We start from the raw sequence: 25,329 nt of genomic DNA, 5'->3' as shown, positions 1-25,329 counted from the left end.
CGAAGCCATACATTCTTAACTTTAGCTTTTCACAAAACAGTTGCAAGGAGAGGTGTACATGTCAACAGAACAAGATCAGCTTCAGGATTACATGCGTCTGCCTGCCGAAATCCTGTACCAGGATGAGCTGGAGGCTCTGCGCAAGGAGGACACGGGACGTATTCCTGCCGGCTGGCAGATGTCTCCGCGCTCTGTTCTCACTTTCATTACTGGCGGTAAGGCGGGCAAGACCATAATTACCCCGAAATATATCGGTAACACCAGGCTGATCGAGATGGCGGTTGCCACACTGGTCACCGACCGTGCACTGCTGCTGATCGGAGAGCCGGGCACGGCGAAATCCTGGCTGTCCGAGAATCTGGCGGCGGCAATCTATGGCAACTCAGGCATGGTTGTTCAGGGGACAGCGGGAACAAGCGAAGAGCATGTACGCTATTCCTGGAACTATGCCATGCTCCTGGCGAACGGTCCAACGCCGGAAGCGCTGGTCAAGAGCCCGATTATGCGGGCGATGGAGGACGGCGGCATTGCCCGGTTCGAGGAAATTTCCCGCTGTGCTTCCGAGGTACAGGACGCGCTGATCTCAATTCTGTCGGAGAAGACGATCTCTGTGCCGGAGCTGGGCAAGGAGACCAGTGCCCGCAAGGGCTTCTCGATTATTGCCACTGCAAATACCCGGGACCGCGGAGTCAATGAAATGTCCGCTGCCCTGAAGCGGCGCTTCAATATCATTGTGCTGCCTGCGCCATCGGACCTTGAGACGGAGCTGTCCATTGTGAAGAAGCGTGTCGGCGAGATTGCCTCCTCCTATGAGCTGCAGGCTGCTGTTCCGGCGGATGAAGCGCTGCTTAAGGTGGTCACGATCTTCCGCGAGCTGCGCAGCGGCATGACGCTCGACAAGAAGGAGAAGGTGAAGACTCCAGCCGGTGTAATCTCCACAGCAGAAGCCATCTCGCTGCTGACGAACAGCATGGCTCTGGCGGCAAGCTTCGGGAGCGGAGAACTGACCGACGAGGATCTGGCAGCGGGACTGCAAGGGGCGATCGTCAAGGATGATGATAAGGATAAGCTGGTGTGGAAGGAATATCTGGATAATGTAATGAAGAAAAAAGGAGCGGACTGGCGCGGACTCTATCAAGCCTGTAAGGAGATGAACGAGTGAGCAGGGCAGCGGTTGCCGGCGTTCATGTCTTCGGAGTCCGGCATCTGTCTCCGGGCGGTGCCAGGCATGTCCTGGAATACTTGAACGAGCTGCAGCCGACCGCCGTGCTGATTGAGGGGCCGAGTGATGCAAGCGGAGAGATCCGCCATTTAACCCATGCGGTAACGAAGCCGCCGGTGGCTATTCTGGCCTTCACCGAGGATCTGCCCGTACGGACGGTACTCTGGCCGTTCGCTGTGTATTCCCCGGAATATCAGGGGATGAAATGGGCACAGGAGCATGGAGCACAGGCAGAGTTCATCGACCTGCCTTCCTCTGTAACGCTGGGGCTGCATGATGCGTTACGGCAGGATGCCGGCGGACGCACGGAGCTGAAGCCTGTGGCTGAAGAACAGGGGGAGCCGGCGGAAGAGGAAGTCAGTGAGCCGGAGTCCGTATACAGCCGGATTGCCCGGCTTGCCGGTGAGCATGACTATGATATGTACTGGGAGCGTAATTACGAGCATAACGCCAGCAGCGGCGCATACCGCGCCGCGATTCTGGCCTTCTCTGCCCAGATGCGGGAGCTGTCGGAGTCCACGGAGCGTGCAGAGCAGCCGCGGGAATATGCTTATAACGCGTTGCGCGAATCTTATATGAGGCGGAGAATTAAGCTCAAGATTGAAGAAGGGCATCTGCCGGAGAAGATTGTTGTGATCTGCGGTGCATACCACGCCGCCGCACTGGCTGATCTCTCGGAGGGAATGAGCGATACGGAGCTTGCATCATTGCCTACACGCTCTACCAAGCTAACGCTGATGCCGTATTCCTACTATAAGCTCTCCACTATGTCGGGTTACGGTGCGGGCAACGCGGCTCCGCACTACTTCCAGATGATGTGGGAGCTGATGGCCTCAGGCCGCGCTGAGGAGCTGCCCCATCTCTATCTCTCCTCTGTGGCCCGGATGGTGCGCAGAGCAGGGACACACCGCTCCACGGCCGAAGTGATTGAAGCGGTGCGGCTGGCAGAGTCGCTGGCGGCGCTGCACGGCGGAAGCGCACCTACGCTGCGCGATCTGCGCGATGCCGCACAGACCTTGCTCGGCCACGGTGATCTGGCCGTTATCGCCGATTCGCTGGCCCGGGTGGATGTCGGTACGAATATCGGAAGGCTGGCCGATGGCGTCAGCCAGACGCCGATTCAGGATGACCTGAACCGGCTGCTGAAGCGCTACAAGCTGGAGAAGTACAGATCGACTGTAGCCAGCGACCTGACGCTGGATCTGCGCGAGAACCGCCGGGTGTCAAGCAGTGAAGCGGCTTATCTCGATCTGCACCGCTCGGTGCTGTTCCACCGGCTGGAGCTGCTCGGCATCCACTTCGCCCGGAATGTGCCGAGCGGCCAGTCCGGGGCGACCTGGGCAGAGCACTGGGTCCTCCAGTGGGCGCCGGAGGTAGAGATTGAGATCGTGGAGTCTACACTGCTTGGCGAGACCATTGAGGTGGCGGCAGCCTACGTGCTGCGCGAGAAGCTGCTGGAATGCAGCTCTATCGCTGAGGCCTCTGCGCTGATTGTCACCGCCTGCGAATGTGCCATGACCACGCAGATGGAGGAGAGCAGCCGCGTGCTGCAGCGCCTTGCGGTGGATAGCCGCGATGTCGTCTCGATTGCCACAGCGGCCAGAGAGCTGGCCAAGATCATCGGTTATGGCGACATTCGCAAGGTGGATACGGCCCCGTTCGTACCGCTGCTGGAGGAGCTGTTCCGCCGGGGCTGCCTGTTCCTGCTGGATGCCAGCGGCTGCAATGATGAAGCGGCGGCGCTGATGATAAGTGCAATGAATGACCTGAATAACATCTCGCAGGAGCATAGCGAGATTGCGGATACAGCTCTGTGGCTGCAGGAGCTGCTGCAGCTGGCGCAGCGGGATGACCGCAACCCGCGGCTGTCGGGCTTCGCCTGCGCGATCCTGATGGAGCGTGGAGCCATCCCTGCCGGGGAAGTTGCGGCGGAGGTGTCGCGCCGCTTGTCTCCGGGGATACCGGCAGACCTCGGGGCAGGCTGGTTCGAAGGGTTGTCCATGCGTAACCGCTATGGTCTGTTGTCGCGAATGAGCCTGTGGGAGCAGCTAAATGACTATATCAACGCCTTGGAGGATGAGGAATTCAAGCGTGCGCTGGTCTTCCTGCGCCGGGCGTTCAGTACCTTCTCCCCGCGTGAGAAGACGATGATCGCTGAGCTGCTGGGTGAGCTGTGGGGCGTGAACACAGAGCAGGCCGCCGAGATTCTGACAGGAGAACTGAAGGAGGAGGAAGCCAAAATGCTGGATGATCTGAATGATTTTGACTTCGGGGATCTATAGATGGGTGAAGAAGAGCTGAAGGAAGAGCTGAAGGAGGATAATCAGAACGGCGCCCTTACACGCTGGCGGCTGATTCTGGGGCAGGAAGCGGAAGAGGCCTTGCCCGGCTATGGCCAAGGCAGCGGCCGGACGCTAAGTGAGGAAGAGCTGATTATGGATGCGGCACTGGCGGCTATCTATAATGAGACAGGCGCAGGCAAGGCAGAAGGGAGTGCCGCTGCCGCATCGAAGGGCAGAGGTGCAGGCTCGGGACATGCTGCGATTAACCTGTCCAAGTGGCTCGGAGATGTGCGTAATTTCTTCCCGGAGGATGTGGTCTCGGTCATTCAGACCGATGCGATGGAGCGCAAGGGCTGGAAGCAGCTGCTCTTCGAGCCGGAGCTGCTGGCGGCAGTGAAGCCGGATATCCAGCTGGTGGGTACGCTGCTGGCACTCAAGGGCAAAATCCCGGAGAAAACCAAAGAAACCGCAAGGATGCTGGTCCAGGCGCTTGTGGATGAGCTGGTCAAGCTGCTGGAGACCGATATCCGCCGTGCGGTTACCGGAGCGCTTAACAAGCGGCAGCATTCCCCTTTGCCTTCACTAAGCGGGCTGGACTGGAAACGGACGATTGAGCGCAATCTGAAGCACTACGATGCGGAGCGGCGGATGATTATCCCCGAGCGCTTCTTCTATTTCGACCGGGCCCGCCGCAGCAAGGAATGGACGGTCATTGTGGATATTGACCAGAGCGGCTCGATGGCCAGCTCTGTGATCTGGGCGTCGGTGATCGGCTCGATCTTCGCCAGTATTCCGGCGCTGAACACGCGTGTCGTTGCTTTTGACACCGAGGTGGTAGACTTGACGGAGCAATGTGCGAATGATCCTGTTGACATGCTCTTCGGCATCCAGCTCGGGGGCGGCACGGATATTCATAAGTCGGTGAAGTATTGCGAGCAGTTCATCGAGGAGCCGAAGAAGACGCTGTTCATTATCGTATCGGATCTGTACGAGAACGGTAATCAGGCCGGTCTGGTCCGGCGGATGCGCGAGCTTCGGGAATCCGGGGTGCGGACGATGACGCTGCTGGCCCTCTCCGATGAGGGTAAGCCTTCCTATGATGAACGGCTTGCCGCTCAGCTCGCCCGTGACGGAACCCCTTGCTTCGCCTGTACTCCGGCACTGCTGCCTGTCCTGGTGGAAGGGGCACTGAAGGGCCAGGAGCTGGGTGAATTGGCGAAGCGGCTGGGGATGACGCGGTAATTTTATTAGAAGAGGGAACACTTACTTTGTAATCACATATTGTGTAACATGCCGCTATCATTTATAATCGGTTATTAAAAAGCACCTTTCGCTAGGCGCTGCTTGAAAGGAAATGAATTTCTTATGTCGAGGAAGCTCAGAGCGGGTATTGTTGGCGGTACCGGTATGGTCGGCCAGCGTTTCATTGCACTTTTGGAGAATCATCCATGGTTTCAGGTAACGGCGATTGCGGCGAGCGCAAATTCAGCCGGCAAGTCCTATGAGGAGTCTGTTCAAGGCAGATGGAAGCTCACCACCCCTATGCCAGAAGCAGTCAAAGGCATTATGGTTCAAGACGCCTCCAAGGTAGAGGAAGTGGCTGCGGATGTGGATCTGATCTTCTGCGCCGTAGATATGAAGAAGGAAGAGATCAAGGCGCTGGAAGAAGCTTATGCGCGTACCGGAACTCCGGTGATCTCCAACAATTCGGCACACCGCTGGACACCTGATGTTCCGATGGTGATTCCCGAGATTAACCCGGAGCATCTGGAGGTTATCGCCCAGCAGCGCAAACGTCTGGGGACGGAGACCGGCTTCATCGCCGTGAAACCGAACTGTTCCATTCAGAGCTATATGCCTACTCTGAATGCACTTCATGAGTTCAAGCCTTCCAAGGTGGTTGTAACCACTTATCAGGCGATTTCAGGTGCAGGCAAGACCTTTACGGACTGGCCGGATATGGTAGATAACGTGATTCCTTTCATCGGCGGGGAAGAAGAGAAGAGCGAGCAGGAGCCGCTGCGGATCTGGGGTAAGGTAACCAGTGAAGGGATCGTACCAAGCGAGCAGCCGGTAATCACCACACAGTGTATTCGTGTACCTGTGGCTGACGGCCATATGGCGGCTGTCTTTGCCTCCTTTGAGCAGAAGCCTTCCCGCGAGGAGATTCTGGAACGCTGGAACAGCTTCCAGGGGCGTCCGCAGGAGCTCGGTCTGCCGAGTGCTCCTAAGCAGTTCATCACGTATTTTGAGGAAGAGAACCGTCCGCAGACCCGTCTGGACCGCGATATTGAGAACGGCATGGGCATCTCCGCAGGACGCCTGCGCGAGGATTCACTGTACGATTACAAATTCGTCAGCCTGTCCCACAATACGGTGAGAGGCGCTGCCGGCGGTGCGGTACTGATCGCCGAATTGCTTAAGGCCGAAGGATATATTCAGCCTAAATAAGCTACTCTATGCTCTTGGATAGATACCTGTTATGCAGCCTGCCGGAGGCTCTCCGCGCAGGCTGTTTGCAGTTGGACCTGACAATCCGCCCGAAATAATGGTAAGATAGAGTAATGTACGACGAAAACTGAATATTGACGGAGTGATATTGTGGCAAAAAGTAAAGGCGGCGGCACAGGCAGAGGAACAGGCAGCAAGGGCTGGACCCGCTGGAATAAGACGGCAAAACCCGTGAAGCCGGCCCGAAGCGGCCCTCCCGGAAGCCCAGGTGCCAAAGGAGCCAAACCGGCTAAGAGCAGCAGCGGCAGCAACAAAACCGGAGGCGCTAAATAAGCGGACATCTGCCCATTGATAATTACCAAATATAAGGGTTATAGGTTGGAGGCAACATCTGATGGCTATGTGAATCAGGTGTTCTTTCATATGTAGGACCTGAAAGCGGGTACTTCATGAGAATTAACAAATACATCAGTGAGACCGGTGTCTATCCGCGCAGAGAGACGAACCGGCTGATTGCCGCCGGAAGGATCACGATTAACGGGATGGTCTGTACGCCTGGAGCAAGCGTGGAGCCTGGAGATACGGTAGCTGTAGACGGAATTACTGTGACTCCAGACCGGGAGGAGCGGGTCTACCTGGCGCTGAACAAGCCGGTAGGCATTACCTGTACAGCCGCCCGGCATGTGGAAGGGAATATCGTAGATTATATCAACTATCCCTCCCGGATTTTTGCCGTCGGCAGATTGGACAAGCACTCGGAAGGGCTGATTCTGCTGACCAATGACGGGTCGATTGTCAACCGGATGATGCGTTCCGAGCATAGTCATGAGAAGGAATACCGGGTGAGCGTGGATAAGCCGGTCACGGAAGACTTTTTGGCGGAGATGTCAGCGGGTGTAGATATTCTGGAGACCCGGACCAAGCCATGCCTCACCCGGCGGATCTCGGATCAGGAGTTCATGATTATTCTGACCCAAGGGCTGAATCTGCAAATCCGCCGGATGTGCAAGGCGCTGGGCTACCGTGTGCTCCGCCTGGAGCGCATACGGATTATGCATATCACGCTCAGCGGTCTTCCGCAAGGGCAGTGGAGACGGCTGACGGAGGAAGAGCTCGCAGAGCTTCATGCCAGACTGGAAGGTTAGCCGCAGCTCACATACCAATGCAGGCTTCCGAAGCGGGCTCCCGGATGGGTATACAGGAAGTCATGCTACCACGACACGACATTTAGGAGGATTACATGCGGATTATAAGCTTATTGATAGCCTTAGCGATCATAGCGGGTTGCTCAAGAACAGGGGATGGCAGATCAGCAGATCCGTCTGCAGCGCCAACCGCTTCCCCGGCAGCGGATCTCTCAGCAGCACCTGGAGGGCATCAGGAGGAAGACGCGGCTGCCGCAGCGCTCGCGGAAGTGTCCCCTGAGATTGCAGATGAGTATTCGGGATTCGTACATATGGATGCGGTTCAGTTGAACGGGCAGATTTTTCAGGTGTATTACTGGAATAAGGGAGAGTTCAGCTATACACAGTTCGCCATCGTTAAGGAGGGCAAAATGGTCTTTGACAGCAAGAAGGCCGGGCTTACCCTGGAAGGCGGCGGCATTTGGAATGAGGAGGAGCAGCTCTGGGCTGAAGCCGTGGTGCAGAACAACCGGAATACCTTCTTGTTCAGTCTGATGGACAACCGTCCCGCGTACGCGTCTATTGTAGTCGAAGAGATCGACGGAACGATGCAGGTAACGGTTAACGATCTGTTCAGCGTGAATTATGAGGATGTGGATCAGGACGGGAGCGAGGATCTGCTGGCCAGCCCTTATCCGGGTCAATCCCCCCTGGGTCCGGCGCTGATGGGCATCTACCAGCTGGAAGGGACGAATTATGTGCCGGATAAGCTGCTAACCAAGCAATATGCGGTAGATCAGCTTCAGCTCAGTGAGCAGGAGTATAAAAACAATCCGTCCGAGCAGACCTTAGAGCAGCTGCTGAACGCCTACCTGATTCTTGGGCAGCGCAGTATCGCATTGGAACGGTTCGAAGAGTTCCATGAGTGGGCCGGACAGCTTGCCGGTGACGGCGGTTATGTGGACGAATATCAACGGCTGCTGCGCAGCACGGAGACGGCAGAACAAATCAGCGGCTGGATGGACAAGCTGAAGCCGCTGCGTACTACGCGATAAGCCGGACTGATCGCGGACAGGAAGAGAAGGGATTCCCGGAGCAGGTGATGCTGCTCCGGGAATCCCTTTTTATGTGCGGCCGCGCTATTGGCTTATGAATCTTCCCGCTGAAACTGCTTGTTGTACAAATCACGGTATACCCCATTCTCTGCCAGCAGGGAAGCGTGCTGCCCCGACTCCACAATTCTGCCGTCCTGAACAACCAGAATATTGTCGGCAGCCATGATGGTAGAGAGACGGTGAGCGATGACCATGCTGGTCTTGCCGCGCAGCAATTCATGCATGGCTTGCTGGATGTAATATTCCGATACCGTGTCCAGCGACGAGGTGGCCTCGTCCATAATGATGATGGGCGGATTCTTGAGCAGCACGCGCGCGATGGACATCCGCTGCTTTTCACCGCCGGACAGCTTGATTCCCCGGTTGCCGACAACCGTGTTGTAGCCTTCAGGCAGCTTCAGAATGAAATCATGAATAAAAGCAGCTTCGCAGGCGGCCGTCAGCTCGGCTTCCGTGGCTTCAGCGTTGGCATATAGCAGATTCTCGCGGATCGTCCCGTTGAATAGGTACGTGTCCTGGGTGACTAGGCCAATCTGTGAGCGAAGCGAATGCAGCGTGAACTCACGGATGTCCTTGCCGCCGATACGGATCACGCCTGAATCCAGCTCATAGAGCCGGGGAATCAGGTTGGAAATGGTGGTTTTGCCTGCTCCGCTGGGTCCGACCAGGGCAGTCAGTGATCCGGCGGCTGCCGTGAAGGAGATCCCGCTCAAAGCGGGCTTGTCCGGGGCGTAGGCGAAATTCACCTGCTCGAAGACGATGTCTTGTCCCTCAACCCGGCTTGGAAGAGCCAGCTTAGCATCCACAATCAGCGGGTCCATATCGAAATAGTCAAAAATCCGTTCAAACAGCGCCACCGAACGGTTCACATCCACATAAAGATTGGTCATCTGCATAACCGGAATATACAATCTGCTCAGCAGTGCCACGAAGGTGATAATTGCTCCAATGCTTAGCTCTCCCTGGATGAATAAATAACCCCCGTACAGATAAATCAGCATCGGCCCGATACTGGTGAAGGTGGTAAGGACCAGCATAAACCAGCGGCCGGCCATCGATTCGCGGATCTGCAGCCGTGTCGCCTGGGCGTTTACGGTCTGGAAGCTTGCCAGCGCGGTGTCCTCTCTGGTGAACAGCTTCATAAGCATGTACCCGCTGAGGCTGAGCGTCTCTTCAATGATCTGATTCTGCTCCGAGATCTTCTCCTGCGTCTCTTTGGCCAGCTTCCAGCGGACATTGCCCATTTTGCGGGTCGGCACGATGAATAAGGGAATGACCAGGATGCCTAGCAGCGCAAGCTTCCAGTTCATGATGAACAGGGTTAACGCTGTGGAGATCAGAATGAACAGATTGCTGGCACAATTGACGATGGTGCTGTTGAATACGCCCTGAATTCCGGCAATGTCACTGGTCATCCGGGTAATGACCTCGCCTTGCTTGACGCCTGAGTAGAACTGCAGCGGCATGCTCTGCAGATGGCGGTACATCTGGTTTTTCATATCATGGACAATATTCTGGGAGATAAAAGAGTTCAAATAATTCTGCAGCACACCGAGCAGTCCTGACACAACCGTTGTAGCCAGCGAGGCGGCAACGAGCAGAAAGAGCAGCTGCAGATTCTTGTCCGGGAGCGCCCGGTCAATGATCTGCTGAATCAGGATAGGAGGGAGCAGCCCCAGCACTGCGGAGATGCACAGCACGGTCATCACCAGCAGCGTCTGCTTCCAGTACGGAGCGAAATATTTGACGATGCGTAATAGCAGCGCTTTGGATATATCCGGCTTCGCCTCCTCCTCATCGAACTTTAATTTGCCATGCCCGAAGCCTCCTCCGGGTCCCATGGCTCTGAAGCCTCTCGACAATAGGGTCACCAGCTTTGCTTGAATTTTAGGGATACTATATATGTAAAAATAATCCTGCAACATGTCTATCATGGGCATTATACGCCTGGATTTTCCGGAAGTAAATGCTAAACTGGATTAGCCGGAATGAAGTGGAGAACGAGATTGCAGCCTTAAGCTTGGGAGGAGAGAAACAGAATGATTATTGTTGCACAGGGATATGAAAATAAAGGGCTCCGCTACACGGTGAGATCCGCCTCACCGCAAGATGCCCTCCAGTTGTCCGCGCTGAGGCTGAAGATCGACGGGGAGACGGAGAATTTAGACCGGGTTCAAGGGGAAGCATTCATCGGCCCGGAGGGCTTCGGGTCGCTTATAGCGGCGGATACGGCCAGCGGCACGAACCTGTTCCTGGTTGCCGAGGTTCAGGACAGGCTGGCGGGCTTCGCCAGATGTGAAGGAAGTCCGCTTCGCAGGCTGGCCCATCAGGCCGAGTTCGGAGTCGGGGTGCTGCAGGAATTCTGGGGATATGGAATCGGCAGGAGCCTGCTGGAGCAGTCTATCGGCTGGGCGGATACCATCAGTCTGGATAAGCTGAGCCTGAAGGTTCTGGAGAGGAATGACAAGGCGATCCGGCTCTATGAGAGCCTTGGCTTCGAGGTCGAGGGTGTCCTGCGCAGAGATAAGCGGCTGGCAGACGGACAATTCTATTCTACTATTGTTATGGGCAGATTACGCGGGGACAGAGGGGGTAGCGTAAGCCAAATGTAATCGAAAAACCGAACACAATGGAACTGGGCGGGTAGCGTAGGCCAAATGTATGCGGAAAACCGAATACAATTGGACTTGGTGCGCCACGTAAGCCGAATGTATGCGGAAAACCGAACACAATTGGACTGGGCGCGTCGCGTAAGCCAAATGTATGCGGAAAACCGAACACAATTAGACTGGATGCCCCACGTAGGCCAAATGTGATCGAAAAACCGATCATAATTGGACAGGGCGCGCCGCGTAAGCCGAATGTAATCGAAAAACCGAACACAATGTGCGTGCGCCCTGGTTAACGTTATATGTCGCCACAAAGAGACGGGTGGAAAAGTGAGGTACATCCTATGCGTGGCATGAGGCACCAGCATCGTTCCACCAACATTGTTCCACCCGCAGCGTGCCTGGTTTGAAATTATGAAGAAGAAGAAGTGATGAGCTGCGCGAATCTCCGCGTAGTCTCGCGTATATCCTCAGCTCCGGCAATGGCCGAGATGATGGAGAGACCATCCGCACCCGCCCGGATTACCGGTGGGGCATTCTCCAGAGTGATGCCGCCGATTCCCACCACAGGAATGCTCAGGCCGCTTCGTCTTAGCTCTTCTATGACAGTAGTTCCCCGGACGGCCTGGGCATCATCCTTGGACGAAGTAGGATAGACAGGACCGACTCCGAGATAATCGGCGCCGTCCGCGATAGCCTGCCGGGCTTCCGTCAGATTATGTGCGGAGACTCCGATGATCTTATGCTCACCGAGCTGCTCCCGGATTAACCGGGCAGGCAGGTCATCCTGGCCGACATGGATGCCATCGGCATCCAGCGCAGCGGCAAGCTCCAGATCATCGTTCACGATGAACGGGATGTTATAGGCCCGGCAGATCTGCCGGAGCTGTTGCCCTAGACGGAGCAGTGCGGCACCCTTGAGCGCAGCAGGACCCTTTTCCCGGAATTGGAACAGAGTGATGCCCCCAGCAGCAGCGGTTAAAGTGTCCTCGGGTGATTGGCGGCAGTTCACACTGCCCATAATGAAGTACAGCTTCAGCAGTCTGCGCATATCCTCGATGTCTATCCGTGTCATAGCGGTATCCCCCTTGATCTCATCCGGTTCCCATAAGCAAAATGATTTGTCGGCCCCTGCCCGGCCCCGATATTCAGACTATCCTCAATCGCCGCTTGAACGAAGGCCTTGGCGGTATGGACGGCTTCAGGCATGGAGCGGCCCAGCGCAAGACCCGCCGTCACCGCAGCCGAGAAGGTACAGCCGGTTCCGTGAGTATGCTTCGTCGCAATCCGCGGGCTGGACATATACTGGAATTCCCGTCCGTCATAGAGCAGATCCACTGCCTCATCTCCTGAGGAGTCATGTCCGCCTTTCAAGATAATGTACTCGGGTCCCATCTGATGAAGCAGTCTTGCCGCCTGTTCCCGGTCTTCCCGGCTCTCAATCTTCATACCTGTCAACATCTCTGCTTCTGGAAGATTGGGGGTGATGGCAAGCGAGAGAGGAAGCAGGCTTGTAATCAGCGCCTGTACTGCCTCCTGGAGCAGCAGCTGTGAGCCGCCCTTGGCGACCATGACCGGATCGATCACCAGCTTTTGCTGCCAGCCGTACTGCTGCACTTTACTGGCAACCACACGGATAATGTCACTGCTGAACAGCATCCCTGTCTTAATGGCATCCGGCGGCAGATCACTGCCGATCGAATCTAACTGGGCTGCAACGGTCTCCGGCTCCATCGGATAGACGCCCTGGACTCCTAAAGTATTTTGGGCGGTGAGTGCAGTAAGTGCAGACATGCCGTACACCCCCAGCTCCTGAAACGTCTTCAAATCCGCCTGAATCCCGGCCCCGCCGCCGCTGTCAGAGCCGGCAATGGTCAACGCTTTGCGTATGCTAGTCATCTTTTCCCCTCCTTTGCGGCGTTTTAGGCTTCGAGCAGCTTCAGCCGTGAGCGGCTGCTGTATTGCTCCGGGGTCACTAGTGACAATTGATTCAGGAACCCAATCTGGAAGCTGCCCGGACCTTGGGCTTCAGCCGCCTCAGCGGCAAGCTCTGCTGCCACGCCGTAGAAGGAGAGGGCCTCGGCAGCCGCCTCAAGCACCTCCCCGCCGCTTACGGCAAGAAATGCACCCACCACAGCACTGAGCAGGCAGCCGGTTCCGGTCACCCGGGTCAGGATGGAGTGCCCGTTGCTGGCGATATAAGTGCGTTTGCCGTCTGTAATGATGTCTTCCTTGCCGGTGATAATTACGACACAGTTCAGCTTCTGCGCTGCTTTAATGGCTAGAGCTACTACATCGCCCTCGCCTGCTCCGGCATCCACGCCTTTGCTAGCCCAGCTCTCCCCGGCCACATTGGCAACCTCGGCCACATTGCCGCGCAGCGCAGTAAGCTGTAGCTCACTGAGCAGCTTAGCTGTAACATCCGTGCGGTAGGCGGTAGCACCGGCTCCAACGGGATCAAGCACGAGCGGTACATGGTGGCGGTTCGCAGCCTTCCCGGCCTCGATCATGGAAGCGATGGCAGCCTCATTCAGTGTGCCGATGTTCAGCACAACCGCGCCGGACATGGCGGCGACATCCGCTACTTCTTCAATGGCATCGGCCATGAACGGCGAAGCTCCCAGGGCCAGAAGCCCATTAGCTGTGAAGTTAGCGACTACGATATTCGTGATATTATGCACCAGCGGATTCGCCTGGCGTACTTTGGACAGATAAGACATATGAATTCCTCCTGAAAGATGTAATTAAAAATTAATAAAAGCATTCTTAACATCCACTTCGGCAGCCAGCAGACCGTTCTCGCTCAGCCACTGGTTCACCTTCTCCCATGATGCGCTGTCCTGATAGCCGAAGGGCTGGGAACCGGCATCCATCAGCGGCAGCAGGATCTCCAGACTGCGCTTCTCAATCGCTTCATCCAGTGGAGCGGTATCCTCCTGATGGGCAAGCAGAAGCTTCAGTGCTTCATCCGGGTGATCGGCTACATACTGCTGGCCTTTTCTGATCGCATCCACGAACTTCTGATAATAGCCTTGCGAATCCTGCAGTCCTTGCTCACTGGCGACCAGCACCAGCTCATAATAGTCCGGGACCCCGTAATCCACAGGATTGAAAGAGCGGACCGGATGGCCTTGCTGCTCCAGAATCAGCTGCTCATGATTGATGAATCCGCCCATAATGCCATCCACCCGTCCGGTGGAGAGAGCAGGAATCAGCTCATAGCCGACATCCACCAGCTTGAGGGAGGAAGGGTCCCCGCCATCGCTTTTGACCATCGTGTTCAGCATGGCTTCATACAACGGGACGGAGGAATATCCGGCTTGCTTGCCGGACAGCTCTCCGGGGCGGGTAATGCCGCTGTCTGCGGCTACCATAAGATGATTCAGCGGGTGGCGCACCAGCGCGGCAATCGACTTGACCGGAATCTGCTCCCCCCGTGCCATCAATACCTGCGGCTGGTAACTGAGTGCCAGGTCCACCTTTCCCGCAGCAACAAGCTTCAGCGCATCATTGGTATCGGCCGGCATCTGAATATCAACCTCCAGACCTTCCTCGGCGAAATAGCCTTCAGCCTCTGCCGCATACAAAAAAGAGTGGACAGCATTGGGATACCAGTCGAGCATAATCGTCAGCTTATGGACTGCGCCTTCGGCTCCAGTCCCAGCTTCAGAAGTGGCTGTAGTCCCCGCCGAAGAGCCGGAGGCTGCCGGACTGTTCGTATTGGTGCAGCCTGCCAGGACGGGCAGCATACAGAGCAGCAGAGCAGACAGTAGAACGGTTGGCCTTGAAATCGCATGGTGCAGATAACGGAAATAGCGGATAGTAGTCATGAATAACGTCCTCTTTTCTTCAGAATAATCTTCTCCAGTGCGGCGACAGCCAGAAACAGCAGGATACCGAGCACGGATAACAAGACAACAGCGGCGAACATCTTGGCACTCTGGAGATTCCCTGCCATTCTGCGGCTGAAATAGCCCAATCCCTGGCTGCCTCCAAGCCATTCCCCGATGGTTGCACCGATCACACAGTACACAGCCGACAGCTTCAGTCCGGAGAAAAAAGAGGGCAGGGCCAGCGGAACGCCCACCTTCCCGAGAATCTGCCAACGGTTCGCGCCATATGTCAGCAGCAGCTCCCGGTAGGCGTCCGTGTTCTTGGACAAGCCGTCATAGGTGCCGATGACCACCGGGAAGAAAGCGGTCAGGAAGACAACGGCGACCTTACTCCATAGGGTGTAGCCGAACCACATGATGAACAGGGGAGAGAGCGCGATCAGCGGAACCGTCTGGCTGATGATCAGCAGCGGGTACAGCGCCTTGGCCAGCGGACTGAACAGGTGCATGGCGACTCCCAGCAGGCAGCCGCAGACCACAGACAGTGCGAAGCCCGTGAGTACCTCAAGCAGTGTAGCCGGCAGATGCACCCCGAATAACAGGCGGCGTTCCTCCAGCAAGGCCTTGCAGACCGCAGACGGAGCCGGAAGAATGAAGGAAGGAACCAGGCCCAGCCGCGCTACAGTCTCCCAGACTGCAAGCGTCAGCAGGGCGAGCAGGGAAGCCGGACCGTAATGCTGGAGCAATCTTCTAGGAGCGGCGGTTCTCATATAGCTTCAGCTCCAATTCCTGGCGCAGGGCGGCGAACTGCGGTTGATAGTTCAGACTGTGATGACGCGGACGGGGGAGACCGGCTGGGAATTCCTGCATCCCGCCGCCACTGCCCGTCATTAGATAGATTCTGTCACTGAGCAGCAGAGCCTCCTCCAGATCATGGGTGATGAACAGCACCGTCTTGTCCAGCTCCGCCCATAACTCGAGCAGCCAGCGCTGCAGTGAGCGCTTGGTAATGGCATCGAGCGCCCCGAACGGCTCATCGAGAAGCAGCAGGTCATTCCCCGCCGCCACGGTGCGGAGGACCGCCACGCGCTGGCGCATCCCGCCGGACAGCTCCTGGGGATAAGCCCCTTCGGTTCCCTCTAGGCCGAAGCGTTGCAGCAGGGTACGAATCTCGGCCACGGCGGCCGCTTTGGGACGGCTGCGCTTGAGTTCCCAGGGCAGCAGACAATTGTCCATTACGGTCCGCCAAGGCAGGAGGAGATCCTGCTGCGGCATGTAGGCCACACTGCCCAGCCTCTTCGCTGCTGTAGCGGACTCGGCTCCGTTCAGCGTAATCCTGCCGTTGTCCGGCTCCAGCAGGCCGGCGATGATTTTGAACAAGGTGCTTTTGCCGCATCCGCTTCCGCCTACAACAGAAATGAATTCGCCGCGCTGCACATTCATGGATAGCTCTGAGAAGACGGGTGTCCGGGACGAACCGGTCCCGAAAGCATAGGATAGATTGCTAATGTTGATCATAAGACTATGTACGAAACCTCCCCGGATTGAAATAGAACCTGCGCGGAGCACAAAAAAGCCCCATTCATTCCCGGAGGCAATGAATGGGGCGGAAGGTACAGTCGGCTGCGGCCCTGTGACGGGAACCACTGATACATTCTGCTCCACTTCCCTCCGCTGGTATGATCCAGATCAGGTTCAAAGGGTCCGGAGCTTAAGCTCCGTCTCAGTCGGCCGACTCCCCTAGTGAATAATATTGCTATTGAATTCGTAATTGCTACTTAATATACCACAAATTCCCCTCTTGTAAAGAGCAGGCGGTCAGCGCTTCGCCAGACCGGTCACGAACAAGGTGACGATGCCCCGGGAGATGTCCAGTTTGGAGGAGTGGTGCCGCTTTTGCTCATACAGGTACAGATCTGGGCTGAGGACAGAGATTAAGGCCGTGGCCGCAAAGGCAGGATCAATGTCAATAATCTCACCGCCCTCCGCAGCACGCTGCAGCAGCTCTGTCATCATCACCCCCAGCCGCTGAAAAAAAGGATGCTCAAACTGGGTCAGCTGCTTCTTACCGGTGAACTCGGCTTTGATCATATTCAGCAGCTCAGCATACTGCTCAATGAAATCGGCAATCTGCTCAATGCTGCTCTGCAGCTGAGCGAGAGCCGGAGCTTCACCGGCACTGGCAGCCACCTGCTGCTCCAGCCCGGACAGGAATTGATCTGCGCTGCCCTTCAGCAGTGCAGAACAGATCTCACCCTTGTCCGTGAAGCGGCGGTACAGGGAGCCTTGTCCTATGCCTGCCCGCTTGGCAATGCTGTACATGCTGACTGCCTCAAGTCCGCTCTCGGTGAACAACTGGCGTGCAGCTTCAAGAATCCGCTGTACATAAGGATCGGCGGACTCGGGCGGAGCGGATTCTTTGGCTTGCGGAGCTGAGCGCGGGAGCTGTGCAGCATCGGTGTCTGGCTTTTTCATGAGAACCCCTTTCAGAAATAAATCAGCGATTTACAGAAAAATAAATAAAAGAATTGACACAACGGACAATTGTCCGTAGACTATGAATTGCACTTACGGACAGTTGTCCGTTCACTCATTATATAGAACAATCTGCCCGCAGGTCAATGTAGAACGCGGACAGCTCAGGAGGAGAAGAGACATGGATCAGACCTTGAAGCAGGAAGCCGATTTCCGGCTGTCCAGCATTCTGGTTCCGCTGCTGGCCATTATTGCCGGAGTATTTATGGTTGTGCTGGACAGTACGGCGATGAATGTAGCCTTGTCCAGGCTGGTGGTGGATTTCAAGACGGACCTGCATACGCTGCAGTGGGTAGTTACCGGATATATGCTGGCTCAGGCTTCAGTTATTCCGCTGTCAGGCTGGCTGTCTGACCGGTTCGGGGCCAAGACGGTCTTCCTGACGGCGGTAATTGTGTTTACGATAGGTTCGATTCTGTGTGCTACACCAAGCAGCGCCGAATGGCTGATTGTTTTCCGGGTCATTCAGGGACTTGGCGGCGGCTGTGTGCTCCCTGTCGGGATGGCCTATGTGTACAGACTGGCTCCCAAAAGTAAGGTTGGCGTTGTCATGGGGATTATGGGCATTCCCGTCCTGTTCGCACCCGCTATTGGTCCGGTATTGTCGGGCTGGCTGGTTGAATACCATTCCTGGCGCTGGATCTTCCTCATTAATATTCCGATTGGCATCATTGCTGTGCTGATCGGACTGCGCAAGCTGCCGAATGCGGCGAAGAACAGCGTGCCCGGCATGGATAAGCTCGGTATGGTTCTTGGCCCGCTGGCGTTTGCTTCGCTCACTTACGGGGTCAGCCAGGGCGCGCAGAGCTGGACCTCTGAGAAGACGCTGATCGGGCTGCTGCTGGGCGCTGTGGCGCTGATCGCTTTTGTCATCGCTGAACTGCGCTCCAAGACACCGCTGCTGGAGCTGCGGATTCTGAAATCCGTTGATTTCACGACAGGGATCATCGTGCAGTGGATTGCCCAGTTCGGCTTATATGGCGCGTTATTCCTGCTCCCGCAATTTCTGCAGCAGGCCCGCGGCTTCGGCGCATTTGATACCGGCCTGACGCTGCTGCCGCAAGCGATCGCTTCCGGGCTGATGATGCCAATTGCCGGAATACTGTTCGACCGGATCGGTGTGCGCTGGCTCGTGGTCTGCGGTCTCAGTCTGGTCTCCGGTGCGTTATTCCAGTATTCCCATGTGGATCTTACCACGCAGAGCCGCGACCTGATCCTTCCGCTGATCATGTGCGGGGCCGGAATGGGTATGATGATGATGCCGATGAATACGCATCTGCTCAACAAGGCGCCAAGCCATCTGGTGAACCGGGTAACCTCGCTGACGAACTCGATGCAGCAGGTAATTACCTCGCTGGCCGTCTCGACGCTGGTTACGATTCTGACGGCAAGAACAACGGCGCGCGGTACCGAGATGCAGGAGGCCGCTGCCGCTGCCGGAAAGAGTACCGCAGGCGCTTCGCAGGATGCGCTTCTGCTGGCTAAGCAGACGGTATTGTCGCAAGGCTTCGCGGACACGTTCCACATTATGATGTTTGTCGCGCTTGGCGGTGCGGTCCTTGGACTGCTGCTGCGGCGGGGCCGCCATTCCGGAGCTGAGCGTTCCAAGGAAAAGGCGGCACCGGAAATCATGCACGTATAGCTATGCCCACACAGAAGCAGAGCTTGTAACATCCATAGAGCAGCGATTCTCCTTTTGCCGGAGGGTCGCTTTTTTTTGTTGATTTCTGTTCTGAATATCCTGATGCAGGAGCAGAATTTGGGGCAAGCTAAGCTATGGAAAATCAATACAATATAAATCCGATGCATATAATCGGAAAAAGTTATTGACGGAGGTAACACCCCGGTGTTACGATTCATTTTGTCACTAATTACGGTGCCTGAAGAGAAGAAGATACGAGAGGGGATTCATCGAATGAAAAAACTAAGTCTAACTATTATGCTGCTCCTGACCATGGTCACGGCTGCGGCTTGCGGAAGCAACAATACGGACAAGACAGCAACGGGCGGCAACACTCCGGCTGAACCTACGGCTGCGGCTACAGAGGGTGCAGCTTCCGGGGAGCAGAACAGCCTGGAAGCCGTCAAAGCCAGCGGTAAGCTGCGCATCGGAACTGAAGGGACCTACGCACCGTTCACCTTCCATGATGCAGACGGCAAGCTGACGGGCTTCGATGTCGAGATCGCCGAAGAAGTCACCAAGCGCCTGGGTGTGAAGCCGGAGTTCATTGAGACGCAATGGGATGGGATTTTTGCCGGGATGGATGCGAAGCGCTTCGATGTGATCTTCAATGAAGTCTCTATCACCGATGAGCGCAAAGTGAAATATGATTTCTCCGATCCGTATATTGTCTCCAAGGCTGTGCTGATCGTGCCGGAGGATAATCAGGATATTAAGACATTCGCTGATCTCAAGGGTAAAAAAGCCGGCCAGTCGCTCACCAGCAACCTCGGCAAAATCGCCACAGACAACGGTGCCGAGATCGTATCTACCGAAGGCTTCAACCAGGCGATTGATCTGCTGCTCTCCGGACGGATTGACGCCACTGTCAATGACGGCTTGTCTTTCCTAGATCTGAAGAAGCAGAAGCCGGATGTTAAGATCAAGCAGGTGGATGAGATTGCCGAAGGCTCGCATAGTGCCGCAGTCTTCCTGAAAGGGAATGACGAGCTGGTGCAGGCTGTGAACGAAGCACTGACCGCTATGAAGAGCGACGGAACCTACCTTAAGATCTCCGAGAAGTACTTCGGCACTGACGTATCGAAATGATGGATGACCGCCAAATACAAATATTTCTCGATTCATTGCTGCCTCTGTTCAAAGCAGGGGTGGCTTTTACCCTTCCGTTAGCACTGGTATCATTCATCCTGGGCCTGCTGCTGGCTGTAATTACGGCACTTGCCCGGCTGTCCTCCTGGAGGCTTCCGCGGCTGATCGCCCGCTTCTACGTCTGGGTGATTCGGGGAACGCCGCTGCTGGTGCAGCTGTTTATTATTTTCTATGGACTGCCCGCTGCCGGGATTGTGCTTGATCCGTTCATCGCCGCTGTCATCGGGTTCACGCTCAGTGTTGGGGCCTACTCCTCCGAGATTGTCCGGGCTGCCATCCTGTCTATCCACAAAGGCCAGTGGGAGGCCGCGTTCTCGGTGGGAATGAGCCGGAAGCAGGCTCTGCGCCGGGTGATATTGCCTCAAGCGGCCCGTGTGTCGGTTCCGCCGTTATCGAATTCTTTTATTAGCCTGGTTAAGGATACTTCGCTTGCGGCCAGTATTACTTATGTTGAGATTTTCCGAAAAGCCCAGCAGATTGTGGCGACCTCCTATGAACCCCTGCTGCTATATTGCGAAGCGGCGTTGTTCTATCTGCTGTTCTGTTCCGTGTTATCGGCGCTGCAGAATTACTTGGAGAAGCGGCTGGACCGGTATTCGGCCAGTTAAGGTTAAGGAGGCATACGCATGATTGAAATACGCGATTTACATAAGTCCTTCGGGCCGCTTGCGGTGCTAAAAGGTGTGGATCTCGCCGTTGAACACGGCCAGGTCATGGTCATCATCGGACCTTCCGGCTCCGGCAAAACCACGCTGCTGCGCTGCTTCAACCTGCTGGAGACCCCTGACAAGGGCAGTCTTACGCTGAACACGATTAAGCTGGATTTCACCCCGGGCGCCAAAATTCCACAGCGTACCGTACTGTCCCTGCGCCAGCAGACAGGAATGGTGTTCCAGTCCTATAATCTGTTCCCGCATATGACGGCGATCGGCAATGTCATGGAGGGACAGATCACGGTACAAAAGCGTTCCAAGGAGGAAGCGCGCAGCAAGGCGCTGGCACTCTTGGACAAGGTGGGTCTGGCAGACAAGGCAGATGCGTATCCGCATCAGCTGTCCGGCGGCCAGCAGCAGCGTGTAGCGATAGCCCGCGCCATGGCGGTCTCGCCGGAGGTGCTGCTGTTTGATGAGCCGACCTCGGCGCTTGATCCTGAGCTGGTCGGCGAGGTGCTGAAGGTCATCAAGCAGCTGGCCCGGGAAGGCATGACCATGGTCATCGTCACCCATGAGATGAAATTCGCGGCCGATGTGGCCGACCGGATCATCCTGATGGATAACGGAGTCATTCTGGAGCAGGGAACCCCCCGGGAGGTACTGGAGCAGACGAAGAACCCGCGCGCACTTCAATTCCTGAACCGGCTAAGCGGGGAAGAGTGATTGCGGGACGGAGTATATTAAGGCAGACCGGGAGGGGAGTCCTGGTCTGCCTTTTTATTGTTTTGTAGGAAATTATAGTTACTGTCCATTGCGGATATAGTGTACATGCGTAAAACCGAGTGCAAATGGCTGGTACAACAGTTCATGAGCTAATGTATGTGAAAAACAGTATACATTGTGCTCGCAAGCAGACATACGGTCTGAATATATGTGAAAAACAGCATACATTGTGCTCGCAAGCAGGCACACGGTCTGAATGTATGTGAAAAACAATATACATTGTGCCCGCAAGCAGGCATATGGACCAAATGTATGTGAAAAACAGCATACATTGTGTTTACGCGAAGATGAGGTGGTAGGCGAACGTAAACGAAGAAGTGCACTTGAATCCGTGTTTGTAACTCCCCTCTTAAACAGCGGAGCGGGCGGAATGATTGTAGAGAAGCGGAGCGTGCTCCTAAGCGTCGCCGTAATTTATACTCCATTACAAATACAATAAAAAAACAAGACTGCCCCTAGCCGTAACGGCTTCCGGGACAGCCTATTATCTATCATACGCGGATAAAGCGGTATGAACGAATCCAACTTTCCTTTACTTCTGTGTGCCGCCATCGCTAACGGACTTCAAGTAGTCCAGCGTGTTATATAGCATTACTGCTGCTTCAGCGCGGGTAATATTGCTCTTCGGATTGAACTTGCCGCTGGCATCGAGGGCAGTGATCTTGTATTTCAGCGCCCGCTGAATGCTGCCTTGATAGGAAGGGTCCAGCGCGTCTGCATCTGTAAGTTCAACTGGGACAAGATTGATCATCGGCAGGTTACCGGCCTTTTCCACGGCTTGAACCAGCATACTGGTATACAGCTCTTTGGTAATCGGCTTGGCCGGATCGATATTGGCCGGGATATTCACACCATTATAATGGGCATTGATGAAGGCTTCGGCGTACCAGGCATTGTCTTTTACTTTGGAGAAAAGCGCACTTGCCTGTGGTGCCTTATTGAAATCAATCGCTGCCAGGCTAAGCTGGAGACCGCCGGAGATAAACTGTATCCCTTGCGCTGTAGTTACTGTGGATGCCGGCAGAAATTGGGTGTCGGAGATTCCTTTGATCAGGCCCTGCTCCTTCAGAGAGTTGATCTTATCCTTACCGGTCACCTGGCCGATATCTTTGAAGCTGCTGCCGGCTGCGAAAATTTGTCCGCCAAGAGAGAAGGAAAGGAGGGTTACTGCTGTAATAGCTGCGATCGTGTTTTTTTTCATACTCATCTGAATTCCACCTCTATTATAGGGTTGGGCCGTTTGGCCTGTATCAACTCCTCTAACGTAATGAGATCAGAAAAGGTTGCAAGCGAATGAATCCCGGTCTACAGGTCCGGCCAGCTACATCATTTCCTGAAACAGCAGATTGCGGTAGGGGTACCGGCTGAATCTGGTCTTGAACAGCAGGGCTATTCCGCTTTCTTCAATCGTTACGGATTTCAGTGACGTTGTCTTCACATGGCTGCGGACCATCGCCCTTACCGCCCGGTTGTCCTTACGCCGGATGGCGGCAGCCATCGCTTCCGCGAAGCTCCGGTTAACCGCAAGCTCGCGGTACAACGGGATGATGGAACGCGCTATGCAGCGGTGGGCGTCTGTATTGAAGGTGAACTGAGCGGTTCCCGGCGGAATCGTCGTGCCATTGGTATAGAAGGCAACAGGCAGCGGGAAAGGGAAAGAGATGAAATAACCGATCCCGTTCGTTCCGTAATTCTCCGCATCCGCAAGTGCGGGGATACTGTGGAGCAAGCTGCCCATCAGGTCCAGGTCGGCAGTGACAATCGCGGTTGTCCATTGCCTGGCATAACTGCGGTTTCCGGCAATTTTCCGGTAGAACGGCAGCATGGCCGCAGCTACGCTGCGCAGTACACGGGCTGTTACAAGCCGCTGCGTCTGCTTAGGTTGTACTTTCGCCATCCGGATCATCCTCACTTTTTTACATATTCGTTTTAATATAAGCACTTATAGGTTTCATGTGATCTTGATATAGAGTATGGGGATAGCGGGCACTTCGGAATGGGCGGACCCGGTTTCGGCAGAAATATTATCTGTGCGTGGAGCGGCAGAGGGGGGGCTATTACGGGCAAGTGGTGTTATACTGGTGTCAGGACTTTTCTTTGACGGGCAAGTTTGTTATGCTTATATCGTAACGATTACTAATTATTCTGCGGGAATTGTTCTGCTTCCGGAAAGGTGGGAACCCGGGTGAACCGAGTGGCAAATATCAGCCAGCAGTTTGCGGCTCATAATTATAAGCTTACACCACAGCGTGAGGCGATAGTGAGGGTGCTGCTGGATAATGAGAAGGATCATCTAAGCGTGGAAGAGGTATATATGCTGGTCAAGCGCAGTTACCCGCATTTGGGGCTGGCGACCGTCTACCGTACCTTGGAGCTGCTGTGTGAACTTCATATTGTGCAAAAAATGAATTTCGGCGACGGCGTCGCCCGTTATGATCTGCGCGACGACGATCATGTGCATATGCATCATCACCTGATCTGCAATGTATGCGGTAAGCTGGAAGAGATCAAGGATGATTGGCTGGTGGAGCTGGAGGCGCGGGTAGCCCGTGAATATGGCTTCAGTGTGACTGATCACCGGCTCGATTTCAAAGGCACCTATAATAGCTGTCAAAAGAACGGCTGTAAGGGCGACAAGGACTGCCGCGCCGTCTCATAAGCACAACTGCAACGCACAGAAGGCGCAGGGCTGAAGTTCAGCCTGCGCCTTCTTGCTAATATTAAGAAGTTACGAAATCTGCGAAATGCCGCTGCTAGGAACGGTTCGGAACGAAGGACTTGATCCAGGTTCCGAAGCTGCCGGGATTGCGGGTCTGAACCAGGATCACCCCTTCGCCGCGGAACCGGCAGACCAGGGCCTCGCCGCTGGTTAAGCTGTTCAGCCAGCCGGAGGCTGCTTTTTCCACCTTGTAATCCATATAGTCCGGCCAAGCTACAAGATGTCCGTTATCGATGATCATCTCTTCGCCCGGTCCGAGGTTAATGGCGTGAATCGCTCCGAAGGAGGAGAGGAAGACTGTGCCCCTGCCGCTGATTTCCAGAATGAAGAAGCCTTCGCCGGAGAACAGGCCGCGGGTCAGATTCTGCATCTTGGTATTGACCTGAATGCCTTGGGTTCCCGCCAGGAAGCCGTCCTTCTGTACGATCAGCTTGTACGACCCGTCCAGCTCAATGGCCTGTACATCCCCGATAGAACCGGGTGAGAGCAGCACCTCACTCTGTCCGCGCGTGGCGGTCAGCTCCTGGAAGAAGAATTTCTCCCCGCTCAGCATGCGGCCCAGGCCGCGCATAATTCCGCCGTCCACGGTGCCCCGCAGCTCCACATTCGGTGACATGGCGACCATCGCACCCATCTCCGCCTTAACGCTCTCGCCCGGCTCCAGCAGGACCTTAAGCATGGCGAAGGCGCCGTCATACAGCACATCATATTTCATAATAGTGTTCCTCCTCATTCTTCCGGTTGTATTCCTATGATCACAGGTATGTAGCTTGCTCCTCAAGGATACTGTAACAGGCTGTTCTACTGCAAGCCGCGCTTTAGGCAACAAGGAGCTAACATGCGGTAAGAGATGATTATAGTGAAGAGTACCGGGCAGCGATTAAGATATTGTGTTAAAATTGAACAGACAGTGCAGCCGCACTGAATATACGATTGACAAGGAGTGTCGCCGCTTATGGCACGGACAAGAACGCAGAAGGCGCTGCTTAAGGCAGAGCGCTCAGGCACATGGTGTGCAGAAAGAAACCGCAGACTCAATCAGGATTACGGGGCCATCTCCCAGCATGTCAGAGTTACACCCGGCAAACGCCAGCAACTGAATAAGGTCAAACACAAGGAGCGGATCTTCCATGATGGCGCTCCTTTTGCATGCCTGGGAGCAGCGGGGTAATA

General features: G+C 55.4%; 25 protein-coding genes and 1 riboswitch. Of the genes, 14 read left to right on the top strand and 11 right to left on the bottom strand.

The genetic code is table 11. From position 1 onward, the window contains the following. Positions 1 to 58 precede the first annotated feature (58 nt). The 7 genes from C173_RS23520 (at position 59) to C173_RS23490 (ending at position 8,134) form a co-directional block, all read left to right on the top strand. Positions 59 to 1,162, top strand: a complete 1,104-nt coding sequence (locus C173_RS23520; RefSeq protein WP_036729196.1) for an AAA family ATPase — start codon at positions 59 to 61, stop codon at positions 1,160 to 1,162. Beyond that, positions 1,159 to 3,504, top strand: coding sequence for a DUF5682 family protein (locus C173_RS23515; RefSeq protein WP_036729194.1), 2,346 nt, complete (start codon positions 1,159 to 1,161; stop codon positions 3,502 to 3,504). Before C173_RS23520 ends, C173_RS23515 begins: the two co-directional genes overlap by 4 nt. After that, positions 3,505 to 4,746: a VWA domain-containing protein gene (locus C173_RS23510; protein ID WP_051478324.1), complete on the top strand. Its 1,242-nt coding sequence runs from the start codon at positions 3,505 to 3,507 to the stop codon at positions 4,744 to 4,746. 123 nt (positions 4,747 to 4,869) lie between these two features. After that, on the top strand, positions 4,870 to 5,955 hold the full coding sequence (gene asd / locus C173_RS23505; RefSeq protein WP_036729191.1) for an aspartate-semialdehyde dehydrogenase: 1,086 nt from the start codon (positions 4,870 to 4,872) through the stop codon (positions 5,953 to 5,955). A 147-nt stretch (positions 5,956 to 6,102) separates the two neighbouring features. Further along, on the top strand, positions 6,103 to 6,288 hold the full coding sequence (locus C173_RS23500) for a DUF3934 family protein (protein WP_036729188.1): 186 nt from the start codon (positions 6,103 to 6,105) through the stop codon (positions 6,286 to 6,288). Between the two features lie 116 nt (positions 6,289 to 6,404). Beyond that, positions 6,405 to 7,100: a pseudouridine synthase gene (locus C173_RS23495; protein ID WP_036729185.1), complete on the top strand. Its 696-nt coding sequence runs from the start codon at positions 6,405 to 6,407 to the stop codon at positions 7,098 to 7,100. A 95-nt stretch (positions 7,101 to 7,195) separates the two neighbouring features. Further along, positions 7,196 to 8,134 (top strand): hypothetical protein, encoded by a 939-nt coding sequence (locus C173_RS23490; protein WP_036729183.1) that lies wholly within the window; start codon positions 7,196 to 7,198, stop codon positions 8,132 to 8,134. 92 nt (positions 8,135 to 8,226) lie between these two features. Here the strand turns inward: C173_RS23490 and C173_RS23485 are convergent, their stop codons facing one another. Further along, entirely contained in the window at positions 8,227 to 10,035 is a 1,809-nt protein-coding gene (locus tag C173_RS23485) for an ABC transporter ATP-binding protein (protein ID WP_036729180.1), read from the bottom strand. Between the two features lie 198 nt (positions 10,036 to 10,233). Here C173_RS23485 and C173_RS23480 point away from each other — a divergent pair, with 198 nt between their 5' ends. Next, positions 10,234 to 10,806, top strand: coding sequence for a GNAT family N-acetyltransferase (locus tag C173_RS23480; RefSeq protein WP_036729177.1), 573 nt, complete (start codon positions 10,234 to 10,236; stop codon positions 10,804 to 10,806). Between the two features lie 409 nt (positions 10,807 to 11,215). Here the strand turns inward: C173_RS23480 and thiE are convergent, their stop codons facing one another. The 7 genes from thiE to C173_RS23445 form a co-directional block, all read right to left on the bottom strand. Continuing rightward, on the bottom strand, positions 11,216 to 11,878 hold the full coding sequence (gene thiE / locus C173_RS23475; protein ID WP_036729175.1) for a thiamine phosphate synthase: 663 nt from the start codon (positions 11,876 to 11,878) through the stop codon (positions 11,216 to 11,218). Beyond that, positions 11,875 to 12,702, bottom strand: a complete 828-nt coding sequence (thiD, locus tag C173_RS23470) for a bifunctional hydroxymethylpyrimidine kinase/phosphomethylpyrimidine kinase (RefSeq protein ID WP_036729172.1) — start codon at positions 12,700 to 12,702, stop codon at positions 11,875 to 11,877. Before thiD ends, thiE begins: the two co-directional genes overlap by 4 nt. A gap of 23 nt (positions 12,703 to 12,725) precedes the next feature. Next, complete coding sequence (gene thiM / locus C173_RS23465; RefSeq protein ID WP_268748477.1) at positions 12,726 to 13,529, bottom strand: hydroxyethylthiazole kinase; 804 nt, start codon at positions 13,527 to 13,529, stop codon at positions 12,726 to 12,728. A gap of 18 nt (positions 13,530 to 13,547) precedes the next feature. Then, complete coding sequence (locus C173_RS23460; RefSeq protein ID WP_051478323.1) at positions 13,548 to 14,633, bottom strand: ABC transporter substrate-binding protein; 1,086 nt, start codon at positions 14,631 to 14,633, stop codon at positions 13,548 to 13,550. After that, on the bottom strand, positions 14,630 to 15,406 hold the full coding sequence (locus tag C173_RS23455; protein ID WP_036729166.1) for an ABC transporter permease: 777 nt from the start codon (positions 15,404 to 15,406) through the stop codon (positions 14,630 to 14,632). The genes C173_RS23460 and C173_RS23455 overlap by 4 nt, the downstream gene beginning before the upstream one ends. Beyond that, positions 15,387 to 16,154 (bottom strand): ABC transporter ATP-binding protein, encoded by a 768-nt coding sequence (locus C173_RS23450; RefSeq protein WP_036729164.1) that lies wholly within the window; start codon positions 16,152 to 16,154, stop codon positions 15,387 to 15,389. Before C173_RS23450 ends, C173_RS23455 begins: the two co-directional genes overlap by 20 nt. A gap of 131 nt (positions 16,155 to 16,285) precedes the next feature. Continuing rightward, a riboswitch (TPP riboswitch) is annotated at positions 16,286 to 16,388 on the bottom strand. Positions 16,389 to 16,454: 66 nt separating this feature from the next. Beyond that, on the bottom strand, positions 16,455 to 17,111 hold the full coding sequence (locus tag C173_RS23445; protein WP_036729161.1) for a TetR/AcrR family transcriptional regulator: 657 nt from the start codon (positions 17,109 to 17,111) through the stop codon (positions 16,455 to 16,457). Positions 17,112 to 17,292: 181 nt separating this feature from the next. Between C173_RS23445 and C173_RS23440 the strand changes: the two genes are divergently transcribed. The 4 genes from C173_RS23440 (at position 17,293) to C173_RS23425 (ending at position 21,377) form a co-directional block, all read left to right on the top strand. After that, positions 17,293 to 18,813 carry a DHA2 family efflux MFS transporter permease subunit gene (locus C173_RS23440; RefSeq protein ID WP_051478322.1) on the top strand — a complete coding sequence of 507 codons (1,521 nt, stop codon included), beginning with the start codon at positions 17,293 to 17,295 and terminating at the stop codon, positions 18,811 to 18,813. Positions 18,814 to 19,086: 273 nt separating this feature from the next. Beyond that, positions 19,087 to 19,941, top strand: coding sequence for an amino acid ABC transporter substrate-binding protein (locus C173_RS23435; protein WP_036729159.1), 855 nt, complete (start codon positions 19,087 to 19,089; stop codon positions 19,939 to 19,941). Beyond that, positions 19,941 to 20,609, top strand: a complete 669-nt coding sequence (locus C173_RS23430) for an amino acid ABC transporter permease (RefSeq protein ID WP_036729156.1) — start codon at positions 19,941 to 19,943, stop codon at positions 20,607 to 20,609. The genes C173_RS23435 and C173_RS23430 overlap by 1 nt, the downstream gene beginning before the upstream one ends. A gap of 18 nt (positions 20,610 to 20,627) precedes the next feature. After that, positions 20,628 to 21,377: an amino acid ABC transporter ATP-binding protein gene (locus C173_RS23425; protein WP_036729154.1), complete on the top strand. Its 750-nt coding sequence runs from the start codon at positions 20,628 to 20,630 to the stop codon at positions 21,375 to 21,377. A 592-nt stretch (positions 21,378 to 21,969) separates the two neighbouring features. On the opposite strand, the gene C173_RS23420 is transcribed toward C173_RS23425, so the two are convergent. Both C173_RS23420 and C173_RS23415 read right to left on the bottom strand, forming a co-directional pair. Next, positions 21,970 to 22,644, bottom strand: a complete 675-nt coding sequence (locus C173_RS23420) for an S-layer homology domain-containing protein (protein ID WP_036729152.1) — start codon at positions 22,642 to 22,644, stop codon at positions 21,970 to 21,972. Positions 22,645 to 22,758: 114 nt separating this feature from the next. Continuing rightward, entirely contained in the window at positions 22,759 to 23,334 is a 576-nt protein-coding gene (locus C173_RS23415) for a hypothetical protein (protein ID WP_036729149.1), read from the bottom strand. Positions 23,335 to 23,622: 288 nt separating this feature from the next. On the opposite strand from C173_RS23415, the gene fur reads away from it, so the two are divergent. Then, positions 23,623 to 24,096: a ferric iron uptake transcriptional regulator gene (fur, locus tag C173_RS23410; protein WP_036729146.1), complete on the top strand. Its 474-nt coding sequence runs from the start codon at positions 23,623 to 23,625 to the stop codon at positions 24,094 to 24,096. Positions 24,097 to 24,190: 94 nt separating this feature from the next. Here fur and C173_RS23405 read toward each other — a convergent pair whose 3' ends face one another. Beyond that, entirely contained in the window at positions 24,191 to 24,871 is a 681-nt protein-coding gene (locus tag C173_RS23405; protein WP_036729143.1) for a TIGR00266 family protein, read from the bottom strand. A 240-nt stretch (positions 24,872 to 25,111) separates the two neighbouring features. On the opposite strand from C173_RS23405, the gene C173_RS23400 reads away from it, so the two are divergent. After that, a complete protein-coding gene (locus tag C173_RS23400; protein ID WP_036729140.1) occupies positions 25,112 to 25,327 on the top strand; it encodes a hypothetical protein in 216 nt (71 codons plus the stop codon). The last annotated feature ends 2 nt before the right edge of the window (positions 25,328 to 25,329 follow it).

Origin of the sequence: Paenibacillus sp. FSL R7-277 (assembly GCF_000517965.1) — a bacterium.
GTDB lineage: Bacteria > Bacillota > Bacilli > Paenibacillales > Paenibacillaceae > Paenibacillus_AQ > Paenibacillus_AQ silagei.
The sequence above is the reverse complement of the archived record's forward strand: the minus strand, read 5'-3'. Positions and strand labels throughout refer to the sequence as shown.